General features: G+C 63.9%; 12 protein-coding genes. 4 read left to right on the forward strand and 8 right to left on the reverse strand.

Features of this window, described 5'->3' with window-relative positions:
- Positions 1 to 10: 10 nt before the first annotated feature.
- The 5 genes from LDZ24_RS10005 to LDZ24_RS10025 form a co-directional block, all read right to left on the reverse strand.
- Entirely contained in the window at positions 11 to 1,450 is a 1,440-nt protein-coding gene (locus tag LDZ24_RS10005) for a gamma-glutamyl-gamma-aminobutyrate hydrolase family protein (protein ID WP_248320324.1), read from the reverse strand.
- 149 nt (positions 1,451 to 1,599) lie between these two features.
- Positions 1,600 to 3,357 (reverse strand): cation:proton antiporter, encoded by a 1,758-nt coding sequence (locus tag LDZ24_RS10010; RefSeq protein ID WP_248320325.1) that lies wholly within the window; start codon positions 3,355 to 3,357, stop codon positions 1,600 to 1,602.
- Positions 3,358 to 3,474: 117 nt separating this feature from the next.
- The gene (gene glnK, locus LDZ24_RS10015) at positions 3,475 to 3,813 is read right to left on the reverse strand and encodes a P-II family nitrogen regulator (RefSeq protein ID WP_008342452.1); all 339 of its coding nucleotides are present in this window, start codon (positions 3,811 to 3,813) and stop codon (positions 3,475 to 3,477) included.
- Positions 3,814 to 3,943: 130 nt separating this feature from the next.
- Complete coding sequence (locus LDZ24_RS10020; RefSeq protein WP_248320326.1) at positions 3,944 to 5,998, reverse strand: NAD(+) synthase; 2,055 nt, start codon at positions 5,996 to 5,998, stop codon at positions 3,944 to 3,946.
- Between the two features lie 70 nt (positions 5,999 to 6,068).
- Positions 6,069 to 7,211 carry a GNAT family N-acetyltransferase gene (locus LDZ24_RS10025; protein ID WP_248320327.1) on the reverse strand — a complete coding sequence of 381 codons (1,143 nt, stop codon included), beginning with the start codon at positions 7,209 to 7,211 and terminating at the stop codon, positions 6,069 to 6,071.
- Between the two features lie 148 nt (positions 7,212 to 7,359).
- On the opposite strand from LDZ24_RS10025, the gene LDZ24_RS10030 reads away from it, so the two are divergent.
- Positions 7,360 to 7,644 carry a GIY-YIG nuclease family protein gene (locus LDZ24_RS10030; protein ID WP_248320328.1) on the forward strand — a complete coding sequence of 95 codons (285 nt, stop codon included), beginning with the start codon at positions 7,360 to 7,362 and terminating at the stop codon, positions 7,642 to 7,644.
- Positions 7,645 to 7,736: 92 nt separating this feature from the next.
- Here LDZ24_RS10030 and ppa read toward each other — a convergent pair whose 3' ends face one another.
- Positions 7,737 to 8,264 carry an inorganic diphosphatase gene (gene ppa / locus LDZ24_RS10035; RefSeq protein WP_175944678.1) on the reverse strand — a complete coding sequence of 176 codons (528 nt, stop codon included), beginning with the start codon at positions 8,262 to 8,264 and terminating at the stop codon, positions 7,737 to 7,739.
- Positions 8,265 to 8,453: 189 nt separating this feature from the next.
- Here ppa and LDZ24_RS10040 point away from each other — a divergent pair, with 189 nt between their 5' ends.
- On the forward strand, positions 8,454 to 9,893 hold the full coding sequence (locus LDZ24_RS10040) for an aldehyde dehydrogenase family protein (protein ID WP_248322330.1): 1,440 nt from the start codon (positions 8,454 to 8,456) through the stop codon (positions 9,891 to 9,893).
- A gap of 10 nt (positions 9,894 to 9,903) precedes the next feature.
- A complete protein-coding gene (locus LDZ24_RS10045) occupies positions 9,904 to 10,680 on the forward strand; it encodes an SDR family oxidoreductase (RefSeq protein ID WP_206466777.1) in 777 nt (258 codons plus the stop codon).
- Between the two features lie 79 nt (positions 10,681 to 10,759).
- On the opposite strand, the gene LDZ24_RS10050 is transcribed toward LDZ24_RS10045, so the two are convergent.
- Together LDZ24_RS10050 and LDZ24_RS10055 are read right to left on the reverse strand one after the other, a co-directional pair.
- A complete protein-coding gene (locus tag LDZ24_RS10050; RefSeq protein WP_248320329.1) occupies positions 10,760 to 11,107 on the reverse strand; it encodes a hypothetical protein in 348 nt (115 codons plus the stop codon).
- Between the two features lie 131 nt (positions 11,108 to 11,238).
- Positions 11,239 to 11,484, reverse strand: coding sequence for a hypothetical protein (locus LDZ24_RS10055; protein ID WP_248320330.1), 246 nt, complete (start codon positions 11,482 to 11,484; stop codon positions 11,239 to 11,241).
- A gap of 309 nt (positions 11,485 to 11,793) precedes the next feature.
- Between LDZ24_RS10055 and urtA the strand changes: the two genes are divergently transcribed.
- Positions 11,794 to 13,101 carry an urea ABC transporter substrate-binding protein gene (urtA, locus tag LDZ24_RS10060; RefSeq protein WP_248320331.1) on the forward strand — a complete coding sequence of 436 codons (1,308 nt, stop codon included), beginning with the start codon at positions 11,794 to 11,796 and terminating at the stop codon, positions 13,099 to 13,101.
- Positions 13,102 to 13,157 lie beyond the last annotated feature (56 nt).

Genomic DNA, 13,157 nt, shown 5'->3' on the forward strand with positions numbered 1-13,157 from the left:
GAAACCGCGCCTAGAACCGCGTTTCGCGCGCCACGCGCAGGAACGTATCGAGAAGCGGCGTGCAATCGAGCAGTTCGTCGCCGCCCGCGCGATGAAACTCCGGGTGCCACTGCACGCCGACCACGAACGGCGCCTTGCGATAACGCACCGCCTCGATGATCCCGTCCGACGACGACACGGCCTCGATGTTCAGATCGCGGCCGAGCGTTCGCACGGCCTGATGGTGGATCGAATTGACGATTGCTTCGCGCTGATTCGGGAACATGTTGACGAGCGACGATCCGTCCGGAAACCGGATGGAGTGCCGATGCTGGTCGTAATGCTCGTTGACGTGGATGCCCGCGGTCGGGACGTCGGTGGCGATGTCGCCGTAGAGCGTGCCGCCGAACGCCACGTTGATCAGCTGACAGCCACGGCAGACGCCGAGCACCGGCTTGCCCGATTCGACGAACTCGTGCAGCAGTTCCAGTTCGTACATGTCGCGCACGCGGTCGCCGGGCCATTCCGGGCGCGTGGTCACTTCCTCGTACGACTGCGGCGAGACGTCCGCGCCGCCTTGCAGCAGCAAGCCGTCGAGATGTTTCGCGTAGTCACGCAGGCGGATATTGCTCGGATGCAGCATGCCCTGATGACCGACCGTCGGAATCATGAACACCAGCACGTCGCGCGACATGACCCAGTGCGCGATGGATTCCTCGAGATACTGCAACGTCTTGCCGCGCAAGCCCTTCGCGCCCGGCTCAGGATGAAAGATGCGCGCCGAGACGCCGATGCGCAGCGTGCGTTGCGTGATGCGCTGCCCGGCCCGGTCGAAGATCTGGCGCGCCCGCGCCGCGACGATGCGGCCGAACACCGACCACGCCGAATCGGACTGCTTCAAATAGGCGGGCTGAGGCGCCGTCGTCTCCGCGGTGGACTGCGGCGGAATGGGCGGCGGATTGAATTTGCCGAAATCCGGCGCGGCGTTGAATTCCGGAGGCAGGCCGGCGGCGGGCCGCGAAAGCGCGGCTTCGGCCTGGACTTCCGCCTCGGCCTCCAATGCGGCCTCGGCTTGGAGCACGGCTTCGGCCTGCGTGCTTTGCGCCTCGGCTTCGGTGGCGGCTTCGAGGTTTTGCGCGAGGCTCGTCTTGGCGTCGACACGTTCGGCGCGTGCCGGACTTGCCGGACTTGCCGCGCTCGCCGGATTTGCCGCGCGAGCCGCGGCTTCCTGCGCGGCGGTCGCGCTCGCGACGTGGGCGCGCGCATCGCGGGCGGTTTGCTGCGCCTCTTCGCGCCGCGCCGCGTTGCGGTCCACGGGCTCGACGGTGGACGCGCTCGAAGGCGCATCCGTCGATGCCCGCGCGCTCGCCTGCGCAGCGGCGGATGTGTCCGCGCCCCGCGACGCCGCCGCGTTGGAAATGTCGTTGTTGCCGGTGATGCCCGAGTCGTTCGACGTGTTCTTTTCGCTCATCCCGATTTCAGGCGCACAAAAGCGCCACTAGGAGAATGGAGAGGCTTCGATTATCCGCCCATCGAACCGGGCGAAGCAAACCAGCACACATTTGCTCACATTATCGGGAGCGATGTCACGCGCTCAGTAATCGTGCTCAGTGATCGTGCTCAGTGATCGCGCGGCTCCTGCAGCGTCTCGCGCAACGCGATCTGCATGGTCGCGTGGATCTTCACGCACCAGCGCCACAAGACGGTCAAGAGGAGCGCCACGCACAGCAGCACGCCGAGCATCAGGCCGAACGGCGGAAGAATGCCGCCCGACAGCGCGGCGACAAGCAGAAAGACGCCGAACATCGCGACGATCGGAATGAGGCCCGAAACGGCCGAGCGGATGGCGTGCGTGAAGCGCCCGGCTTTCGCCGGCTGCACGCTCACTTCGGCGAGCAGCAGCGCGAGCGATTCCAGCTTGCGATAAACCGCGACCAGAAACGGCAGGGCAATGACGAGCGCCGCGCTCCACAGCACCACGCGCTGCGCGTTGTCCGTTTCGAGCCAGCGCGCGAGATGGCTCGACGCGAACGGCGCCGCATACGATGCACCGAGAAAGATCGCGGCGACGAGCGCTAAATTCACGGCGATTTGCAACACGATGCGCCTCGTCATCGCGACGAGCGTCGCGCCCTCGGAGGCGGGCGCGAGGCTCGCGAGCCATTGCGAGTAAGCGCCGAAGGTCTGCGCGAGCGGCGCGGGCATCGCGCGGGCGAGGCGCAGCGTGAGCGGATCGGCGGCGCGCATCAGATAGGGCGTCAAGAGCGTCGTCAGCGCGGAGACGGCCACCGCGATCGGATAGAGAAAACTGCTCGTCACTTTCAGCGACAGCCCGAGGGACGCGATGATGAACGAGAACTCGCCGATCTGCGCGACGCTCATGCCGACGCGCATCGCCGTGCGTCCGTCCTTGCCCGCGAGAAAGCTGCCGAGCCCGCACGACACGATCTTGCCGAGCACCACCGCCACCGTGATGACGGCGATCGGCCACGCGTAATCGACGAGCACCGACGGATTGAGCAAGAGCCCGATGGTCACGAAGAAGATCGCGGAGAACATGTCGCGCACCGGCGCGATGAGATGCTCGATGCGCGCGAGGTGCTTCGATTCGGCCATGATCGCGCCGATCAAAAACGCGCCGAGCGCGATCGAATAATCGAGCTTGACGACCAGCAGACAGAAGCCGAAGCAGAAGCCCAGCACCGTGACCAGCAGCATCTCGTCGCTTTTCGACCGCGCCACGTAATCGAGCGCGCGCGGCACGACCACGATGCCGACCACGAGCGATACCGTCATGAAGAGCAGCAGCTTGCCGAGCGTCACCGCCGCCATGCCCGCGCTCACCGCGCCCGTCTGGGCGATGCCCGACAGCAGCACGAGCATCGCGATGGCGAGTATGTCCTCGACGATCAGAATGCCGAACACGAGTTGCGCGAAGCCCTCGCCTTTCAGGCCGAGTTCCGAGAGCGCCTTGACGATGATCGTGGTCGACGAGATCGCGAGCATCGCGCCGAGAAAGAGCGAATCCATCGCGCTCCAGCCGAACCAGCGGCCGATTTCGTAGCCGATCCAGATCATCAGCACGATCTCGGACAGCGCCGCGACGAACGCCGTTGCGCCGACGCGAAAGAGCTTGCGCAAGCTGAATTCGAGCCCGAGCGAAAACATCAGAAACACGACGCCCAGTTCGCCGAGCGTCTGAATGGTGGCTTCGTCGTTGATGAGCTGAAACGGCGGCGTGTACGGCCCGATGATGACGCCCGCCACGATGTAGCCCAGCACGACCGGCTGCCGCAGGCGATGAAACAGCACCGTCACGACGCCCGCGATGGCCATGAGCACGGCGAGATCCTGAATGAAGCCGATCGCGTGGTGCATCGACTGATCCTTACAAAATGATTATAGGCAGTCGATGTTACAGCAGGAGATGCGCCTTCGTCGAAAACAAACGCCCGCTACGGTGAGCGGGCGTGAGATGCGAGAACTGCCGGACGATCAGACCGCCGCTTCGTTCTCCTCGCCGGTGCGGATGCGGATCACGCGCTCGACGTCGGCCACGAAGATCTTGCCGTCGCCGATCTTGCCGGTGCGCGCCGCGCCGATGATCGCGTCGATGACCTGATCGGTCTGATCGTTCGCCACGACGACCTCGATCTTCACCTTCGGCAGGAAGTCCACCACGTACTCCGCACCACGATAGAGCTCGGTGTGCCCTTTCTGGCGTCCGAAGCCCTTGACTTCCGTGACCGTCAAGCCCGTCAGCCCGACTTCGGCGAGCGCCTCGCGAACTTCGTCGAGCTTGAACGGTTTGATGATGGCGGTGATGCGTTTCATGGCGGACCTCGCTTCGGAAAACAGACGGTTCAGGAAAAGTGTCGTCGCTCGCGCGACCGATGCCTTCGATTCTAGCCGCCTTTCATCGAGTCATTGGCCGGGTTAACTGCGATAAGCGCGAGTTGCGCGCTCACTCGCTCTCCGGAACGCGTTCGAGATCGTTGAGCCAGACCGTTGCCTGCGAATCGCTCGGCGCGCGCCAGTCGCCGCGCGGCGAAAGCGAGCCGCCCGAGCCCACCTTCGGTGCATTCGGAATGCAGGACCGCTTGAACTGACTCATGCGGAAGAACCGGTCGAGGAAGATGCGCAGATTCTTGCGGATATCCGCGAGCCCGTACTGATTGCGCGCGACGTTCGGACCTTCCGGCCACGCGCCCGCCTCGCGGTCGCGCCATGCCGTGAACGCGAGGAACGCGACCTTCGACGGCGCGAAGCCGAAGCGGACCGTGTAGTACAGATTGAAGTCCTGCAATTCGTACGGGCCGATCACGCTTTCCGTCTTCTGTTCGAGCGCGCCGCTAGCCTTGCCCGGGATGAGCTCGGGGCTGATGTCCGTGGCGAGGACGTTTTCGAGCACGTCGCTGCCCGCGTCGCCGATCTGGCCCGACTCCGCGACCCACCGCACCAGATGCGTGATGAGCGTCTTCGGCACGCTCGCGTTGACGTTGTAGTGCGACATGTGATCGCCCACGCCGTACGTGCACCATCCGAGCGCAAGCTCGCTCAGATCGCCCGTTCCGACGACGATCGCGTGATGGAAATTCGCGAGCCTGAAGAGATGGCTCGTGCGCTCGCCGGCCTGCACGTTTTCGTACGTGATGTCGTATTGCTGGTTGTCGTCGCTGTGCGGATGGCCGATATCGGCGAGCATCTGCGTGCAGCTCGGACGAATGTCGATCTCTTCCGCCGTGCAGCCGATCACTTCCATCAACTCGCGCGCCTGCCTGAGCGTGCGCTCGCTCGTCGCGAAGCCCGGCATCGTATAGGCGAGGATGTTCGAGCGCGGCAGGCCGAGGCGGTCCATCGCTTTCGCGCACACGAGCAGTGCATGCGTCGAGTCCAGTCCGCCGGACACGCCGATGACGACCTTCGAAATGCCCGACGAACGCAGGCGTTGCAGCAGCGCCTGCACCTGGATGTTGTAGACCTCGTTGCATCGCGCGTCGCGGCGGGCGGCATCGGCTGGCACATACGGGAAGCGCTGCACGCGCCGTTCGAGCGGCAAGGTGCCGTCCACCGGCGCCGGCAGTTCGAATTCGACCACGCGGAACTGCGCGACTTCATCGGCGTGCCGCTGCGTCGATCGGCCGAACGTGGTTTGCCGCATGCGTTCGCGCGAGAGCCGTTCGAGATCGACATCGGCGAAGATGATGTGCGACTCGCCCGAGAATCGCTCGGATTCCGCGAGCATCTCGCCGTTCTCATAGATCAGGCCCTGCCCGTCCCACGCGAGATCCGTGGTCGATTCGCCCTCGCCCGCCGACGTGTAGAGATACGCGGCGATACAGCGCGCGGACTGCTGCCCGACAAGCTGATGCCGATACGCCGACTTGCCCACGACGATATTCGACGCCGACAGATTGACGAGCACGGTAGCGCCCGCGAGCGCCGCGAACGACGACGGCGGAATGGGCACCCACACGTCCTCGCAAATCTCGACGTGGAAGCGGAAAAGCGGCAGGTTTTTGATCTGAAAGAGCAGCGACGCGCCGAAGGGCGCTTCCTGTCCGCACAGCGTGACCGTGTGCGTGGTCGCGGCATCGGCGGGACTGAACTGCCGTGCTTCGTAGAACTCGCCGTAGTTCGGCAGATAGCTCTTCGGCACGACGCCGCGAATGACGCCATCCGCGATCACGACCGCGCAGTTGAAGAGCTTGTGCTCGATGAGCAGCGGCATGCCGACGATCATCGCGACCTTGAGCGACTTCGATGCATCGACGATGCTTTGCAGCGCGTCTTTGCAGGCGTCGAGCAACGCGCGCTGATGAAAGAGATCGTCGCAGCTATAAGCGGACAAGCCCAGTTCGGGGAACGCGACGAGCACCGCGCCCCGCGCCGCCGCCTGCTGCGCCAGTTCGATGGTCCCGGCCGCATTGAACGCGGGATCGGCGACCTTGCAGTTCGGAATCGCGACCGCGACGCGCGCGAAGTCGTGGCTATACAGATTGAAGAAGTTCTTGCTCATGGTCGTCGTTACCTTCGGCGCGTGGGAGCGTGGTTTGGCGGTGGAAAGAGCCGCAACGATTATCGCAGTTCTAGCCCTTCTTTCTGAACGGCGTGTGCGCTTCGAGTTCTTCGATGTGCTGATCCATCGCTTCGGTTTCGGCGTCGAGAAACTCGGCGATGGCTTCCCGGAACCGCTCGTCCGCGATCCAGTGCGCGGACCACGTCGGCGTCGGCAAAAGCCCGCGCGACATCTTGTGCACGCCCTGCGCGCCGCCTTCGAAGCGCGCGAGCCGGTGCTCGATGCAATATGCGATGCCCTGCATGTAGCACGTCTCGAAGTGCAGCCCCGAGATGAACTCGCGCGTGCCCCAGTAGCGGCCATACATGACATCGCCGCCGATCATGTTCAGCGCGCACGCGAGCCGCTGGCCGTCCGCTTCGGCGATCACGAGCAGCATGCTGTCGGGCGCATCCGCATGAATCCGGCCGAAGAATTCGCGCGAGAGATACGGCGCGTTCCAGTGCTCGCGGTACGTGTTCTCGTAGCAGTCATAGAAGAAGTCGAGCGCGCGTTCGTCGATTTGCGCGCCGCGCAGCCACGTGTACGTGACGCCCGCTTCCATCACGCGGCGGCGATCCTGCTTCACCTTCTTGCGCTTGTCGTGGCTCATCGTCGCGAGGAACGCGTCGAAGCTCGCATAACCGTCGCCGGGCAGATTTTCCCAGTGAAACTGCACGCCTTCGCGCAGCATGTAGCCGGCGTCCGTGAGCGCCTCGATATCCTGCGCGTGCGGAAACAAAACGTGCAGCGACGAGATGTCGAGCCGCCGCGTCAGCTCGATCGCGCCGCGCGCCAGCAGCACGCGGTCCTCGTGTTCGGCGGCGATGAGCCGCGGACCCGTCACCGGCGAGAACGGCACCGCCGACAACGCCTTCGGGTAATAGCGCAGGCCGTGTCGCTCGAAGGCGTCGGCCCACGCGTGATCGAACACGTATTCGCCGCGCGAATGCGACTTCAGATACAGCGGCATGGCGCCCGCGAACTGCCCGCCGCGCTCCAGAATCAAGTGATGCGCGCGCCAGCCGGTGCGCTTGACCGCGCATTGCGTCTCTTGCAACGCGGACAAAAAGCCGTGCCGCACGAACGGATTGTCGCCGGCGAGCCGGTTCCAGTCGTCGGCCGGAATATCGTCGAGCGTATCGACCACATGAATTTCGATCTCGCGATTCAAACAGGCACCCTCGCAGAATGGACCGATGGACGCGTCTGCGCCCGAAAGCGGCTATTCTCGCGCAAGTCGCGCGAAGGCGTCGGCGCGCTCGCCCGGTTGCATCGGCGATAATGCGCGGCATCGAAGTCTGCGAGCCATAAAACACGCGATGCCGTGGTTTCTCTATCTGATCGAATGCGACGACGGCAGTCTCTACACCGGCATCGCGACGGATGTCAAAGCGCGCTTCACCGCGCACGCGAGCGGCAAGGGCGCGCGCTACACGCGGGCGAAGAAACCGCTGCGCGTGGTGGCGTCGTTCGAAGTGGCCGGAAGATCGGAGGCGTCGCGCGCGGAATATTGGGTCAAGCGCCTGCCGGTGCAGCAAAAGCGCGCGTTGATCGCGGGCGAGCGCACGCTGGAATCGGTGCTGCCGCGCGTGGAAACCGGCTGACGCCATTCAGACCTTCGCGCCGCGCATCAAAACAAAACGCCGCGCGCCCGGCGAGCGGACGGCGGCGTTGAGACGCAGCGAGAAAAACGCGCTTACTTCTTGTAATTCGCGATGCCTTCCGTGATTTCCTTGTGCGCGGCGTCGATGCCCGCCCAGCCTTCCACCTTCACCCACTTGCCCTTTTCGAGCGCCTTGTACTGCTCGAAGAAGTGCTTGATCTGATCCTTCAGGAATTCGGGCACGTCGTCCACGGACTTGAGGTTCGCCGTCATCGGGCAGACCTTGTCGTGCGGCACGGCGATCAGCTTCGCATCGACGCCCGATTCGTCGGTCATCTGCAGCATGCCGAGCGCACGCGCGCGCACGACCGAACCCGCGAGCAGCGGATACGGCGTGATGACGAGCACGTCGACCGGATCGCCGTCGCCCGACAGCGTCTGCGGAATGAAGCCGTAGTTGGCCGGATAGCGCATGCCGGTGCCGATGAAACGATCGACGACGAGCAGGCCCATGTCCTTGTCCGCTTCGTATTTGACCGGATCGCTTTGCGCGGGAATTTCGATGATGACGTTGAAATCCTGCGGGAGATCACGGCCGGGAGGTACGTTATTGAAGCTCATGAGCACTCTCTGGAGAAGTTGAGTTCGGAAACCGGGAAAACGGATGCGGCGCTCTCGGACGCGTCACGAATGGAACGCGGGCGCTGCGACGTGAAACACTCAGGCATTATAGCCAAAGGCGCCCCGGGAACCGGGTGCGTGATAATCGATTCGACCACAGTGAGCGAACGAACCGACAAGGAGACGCGCATGGAGGAAGCGAAGCATTTCATCGGCAACCAGTGGATCGCGGCATCGGGCGGAGAGACGATTCCGGTGGTCGATCCATCCGACGGGCAAGTGTTCGCGGAGCTTGCGCGCGGCACGAGCGCCGACATCGACCGCGCCGTGAGCGCGGCGCGCGCGGCATACGACGGCGTCTGGGGCGCGACGAGCGCCGCCGAACGCGGCCGCATTCTCGCGCGGCTCTCGATGCTGATCGCCGCGTGCCACGAGGAAATCGCGCAGATCGAAGCGCGCGACACCGGCAAGCCGCTCAAGCAGGCGCGCGCCGATGCCACCGGCATCGCGCGCTATTTCGAGTTCTACGCGGGCGCCGCCGACAAACTGCACGGCGAGACGCTGCCGTATCAGTCCGGCTTCACCGTGCTGACCATCCGCGAGCCGCACGGCGTGACCGGGCACATCGTGCCGTGGAACTATCCGCTGCAGATTTTCGGGCGCAGCGTCGGCGCGGCGCTCGCCACCGGCAACGCGTGCGTCGTGAAGCCTGCCGAGGACGCGTGCCTGTCGCTGCTGCGCGTCGCTGAACTGGCCGCCGAAGCGGGCCTGCCCGATGGCGCGCTCAACATCGTCACCGGCTACGGCCACGAAGCGGGCGCGGCGCTCGCGCGTCATCCGGGCATCGATCACATTTCGTTCACGGGCTCGCCCGCGACGGGCGCGGCCGTCACCAAGATGGCCGCCGACAACCACGTGCCCGTCACGCTGGAACTGGGCGGCAAGTCGCCGCAGATCGTTTTCGCCGATGCCGATTTCGACGCCGCCCTGCCCGTGCTGGTCGCGGCCATCGTGCAGAACGCGGGGCAGACATGCTCGGCGGGCAGCCGCGTGCTGATCGAACGCGCGGCTTACGAGCCGCTGATCGACCGGCTCTCGCAGGCGTTCGCGGCGCTGAAGGTGGGCCCGAGCAAGCTGGATCTGGACTGCGGCCCGCTCATCAGCGCGAAGCAGCAGCAGCGCGTGTGGGACTTTCTCTCCGATGCGCAGCACGACGGCATCGCGATGGCCGCGCATGGCGAAGTCGTCGCGGAAGCGCCCGAAGCGGGCTTCTATCAGGCGCCGACGCTTTTGCGCGATGTGCCGCCGACGCATCGTCTGGCGCGCGAGGAAGTGTTCGGCCCCGTGCTCGCCGCGATGCCGTTCGACGACGAAGCCGACGCGCTCAGGCTCGCGAACGGCACGGACTACGGCCTCGTCGCGGCCATCTGGACACGCGACGGCGCGCGGCAGATGCGTCTTGCGCGCCGCGTGCGCTCGGGGCAAGTGTTCATTAACAACTATGGCGCGGGCGGTGGCATCGAGTTGCCATTCGGCGGCGTCAAGCATTCGGGACACGGCCGCGAGAAAGGCTTCGAGGCGCTGTATGGCTTCACGACGCTCAAGACTATTGCCATCAAACACGGATAAGGGAGACGACATGCGACTGCAAGGCAAAACGGTGATCGTGACGGGCGCGGGCTCGGGTTTCGGCGAAGGCATTGCGAAGACGTTCGCGCGCGAAGGCGCGAACGTGGTGGTCAACGATCTGAACGGCCCGGCGGCCGAGCGCGTGGCGAGCGAGATCGCGCTCGGGTCGTCGTCATCGGCGACGCATGGACGCGCGATCGCGGTCACGGGCGACGTCACGAAGCGCGAGGACTGGCAGGCGCTCTTCGATGCCGCGATTCAGGACTTCGGCAGCGTGCAGGTGGTCGTGAACAACGCGGGGACGACGCACCGTAACAAGCCGGTGCTGGATGTCACCGAGGCCGAATTCGACCGCGTCTATGCGGTGAACGTGAAGAGCATCTACTGGAGCGTCGAGCAGTTCGTGCCGTATTTTCGCGAGCAAGGTGGCGGCGCGTTCATCAACATTGCATCGACGGCGGGCGTGCGGCCGCGTCCCGGCCTGGTCTGGTACAACGGCAGCAAGGCGGCGGTGATCGTCGCGAGCAAGGCGCTGGCCGTCGAGCTCGGCCCGGACCGCATTCGCGTGAACTGCATCAATCCGGTGATGGGCGAGACAGGATTGCTGTCCGAATTCATGGGCATGGAGGACACGCCCGCAAACCGCCAGAAGTTTCTCGCGACGATTCCGCTCGGGCGGTTGTCGACGCCGCAGGATATTGCCAATGCAGCGCTTTATCTCGCTTCGGATGAGGCGGAATTTATTACGGGGGTCGCGCTGGAGGTGGATGGGGGGAGGTGTGTTTGAGGGTTAGGTGGCGGGTGTGCGCTGCGGGGCTCGCATCGCACGCTGCGCGGCAGCGGTGTGAGCCTGCGCAAGCGCCCTGCTAGCGCGAGTGTGTGGGCGCCGTAGCGAGCAAGTGGAACTTGGCACCATCGAACGTATAGTAATACGTCCCATGCTCATTGCTTTCGTTACGGCTCCCTCGAACGACCAGAAGGCAGCTATTCGCGCGATATTCCAGTGGCTCTGTCACGTTCAATGGCCAGTCAGACACGGTAAACGGCAGTGACGTGACCCGTCCTGAGGACTTGTCGATGACCACCGCCATGACACAAGCAGCACCGCAGCCCCACTCCGCAATCACGTAGCGGCCCGCGAAGTTGGCGCGGCCTTTAGCGGCATCGCGAAGCACGCTGCGATACATGCGCGCGCGAGCATCGGCAAAGTTCAAGGTCGGCTGTCTTGACGTCGACTGCGCACGGGCTGCGCAGTCCTCGAAAGCTGGAACCTTTCGCGCATGGGTAATGCTCGACGCAGTCACGAGCACGCAGGCGACGACCACTCCTAAAACTGGGCGCATGCTCAATACCAGTGATGACGTTTCCAGAAGTCGCGGGCATTGGACGCTGTGCGATAGCGTCCATAAATATTGTGGATTCCGCCCCGGCATTCTTCGACGGCAATACCAAACGACGCTTCGCCGTGCGGGTCGTGAGCTTCTGACATTTCTTTTGCATATCTAACTATCAACGGTGCCACGATAGCATGTAAATCGCGACGTTTGCTACTTTTGTTCACGCCAATCGCTACGCGTTCGAGCCCATACATGCTCGCCTAGCGACAAAAAGGCGGCCGACACTCGCTCGAACAATGAATGCGCAAGAAAAAACACCGCCGCACCGGAACAATGCAAGTCCCATCCGGCGTGCACCAAATACGGTCGGGAGCCGATTCCTGCCTACGAGACCCAACCAACCCCAAACCCCCGCAAACCCCCGCCAGCCTTGACTTACCCCCCCCATTGGCATACCCCTTGCAATTCCTTCCCCGCCGGTCAGTCGTCAACCACGTCAAACGACCCGCCTCATCTCTGCTCCGCACGGAGCAACACAACATATCGGCAAGGGGAACACATCAATGAAACGACGCAGTCTGCTGAAGCTCGGCTCCATGTCGGGCGCGCTCGCCCTCGCAGGCCAGCTTCCCATCTCCAAGGCGCAAGCCGCGGATAACGGCCCGATCAAGGTCGGCGTGCTGCATTCGCTCTCCGGCACCATGGCGATCTCCGAGACATCGCTCAAGGACACCGCGCTCATGACCATCGCCGATATCAACAAGAACGGCGGCGTGATGGGCCGGCAGATCGAGGCCGTCGTCGTCGATCCCGCTTCCAACTGGCCGCTCTTCGCCGAGAAGGCGCGTCAGCTTCTCACGCAGGACAAGGTCGCCTGCGTGTTCGGCTGCTGGACGTCCGTCTCGCGTAAGTCGGTGTTGCCCGTGTTCGAGGAACTCAACGGCCTGCTCTTCTATCCCGTGCAGTACGAAGGCGAGGAGATGTCGCGCAACGTGTTCTATACGGGCGCCGCGCCGAACCAGCAGGCCATTCCCGCCGTCGAGTATCTGATGGGACCGGAAGGCGGCAGCGCGAAGCGCTTCTTCCTGCTCGGCACCGACTACGTGTACCCGCGCACGACCAACAAGATCCTGCGCGCCTTTCTCCATTCGAAAGGAGTCAAGGATGCCGATATTCAGGAGGTCTACACACCGTTCGGTCATAGCGACTATCAGACCATCGTCGCGAACATCAAGACCTTCTCGCAAGGGGGAAAGACCACGGTCGTCTCGACGATCAACGGGGATTCGAACGTTCCGTTCTACAAGGAACTCGGCAATCAAGGGCTGAAAGCGACGGACGTGCCCGTGGTCGCCTTCTCTGTCGGCGAAGAAGAATTGCGCGGCATCGATACGAAGCCGCTCGTCGGCCATCTCGCCGCATGGAACTACTTCATGTCGGTCAAGAACCCGAGCAACAAGAAGTTCGAAACGCAGTTCGCCGAATGGGTGAAGACGCAGAATTTGCCGGGCGGCGACAAGCGCGTGACGAACGATCCGATGGAAGCGACCTTCGTCGGCATCCACATGTGGAAGCAGGCCGTCGAGAAAGCGAAGAGCACGGACGTGGACAAGGTGCGTACCGCGATGATCGGCCAGACCTTCGCCGCGCCTTCCGGCTTCACGCTCACGATGGACGGCAACCATCATCTGCACAAGCCGGTGATGATCGGCGAGATTCGCGGCGACGGTCAGTTCAATGTCGTATGGAAGACGAAGACCGCGATTCGCGCGCAGCCGTGGAGCCCCTATATCGCGGGCAATCAGGGTAAGCCGGATATCGTCACCTCCATTCCGTCGTTCCTGCGGCGCTCGCGCGTGCGTGTGGCCTGACGCATCGGATGCATGAAGCAAGGCCGCGCGTGACTCGACGTTGCGCGCGGCCGTTC

Origin of the sequence: Caballeronia sp. Sq4a (genome assembly GCF_023170545.1) — a bacterium.
Lineage (GTDB): Bacteria > Pseudomonadota > Gammaproteobacteria > Burkholderiales > Burkholderiaceae > Caballeronia.

Excerpts from the sequence above, each read along its gene's own strand:
- LDZ24_RS10005 (WP_248320324.1), bottom strand. The coding sequence starts at position 1,450 with ATGAGCGAAAAGAACACGTCGAACGACTCGGGCATCACCGGCAACAAC.
- LDZ24_RS10010 (WP_248320325.1), bottom strand. The coding sequence starts at position 3,357 with ATGCACCACGCGATCGGCTTCATTCAGGATCTCGCCGTGCTCATGGCC.
- glnK (WP_008342452.1), bottom strand. The coding sequence starts at position 3,813 with ATGAAACGCATCACCGCCATCATCAAACCGTTCAAGCTCGACGAAGTT.
- LDZ24_RS10020 (WP_248320326.1), bottom strand. The coding sequence starts at position 5,998 with ATGAGCAAGAACTTCTTCAATCTGTATAGCCACGACTTCGCGCGCGTC.
- LDZ24_RS10030 (WP_248320328.1), top strand. The coding sequence starts at position 7,360 with ATGCCGTGGTTTCTCTATCTGATCGAATGCGACGACGGCAGTCTCTAC.
- ppa (WP_175944678.1), bottom strand. The coding sequence starts at position 8,264 with ATGAGCTTCAATAACGTACCTCCCGGCCGTGATCTCCCGCAGGATTTC.
- LDZ24_RS10040 (WP_248322330.1), top strand. The coding sequence starts at position 8,454 with ATGGAGGAAGCGAAGCATTTCATCGGCAACCAGTGGATCGCGGCATCG.
- LDZ24_RS10045 (WP_206466777.1), top strand. The coding sequence starts at position 9,904 with ATGCGACTGCAAGGCAAAACGGTGATCGTGACGGGCGCGGGCTCGGGT.
- LDZ24_RS10055 (WP_248320330.1), bottom strand. The coding sequence starts at position 11,484 with ATGTATGGGCTCGAACGCGTAGCGATTGGCGTGAACAAAAGTAGCAAA.
- urtA (WP_248320331.1), top strand. The coding sequence starts at position 11,794 with ATGAAACGACGCAGTCTGCTGAAGCTCGGCTCCATGTCGGGCGCGCTC.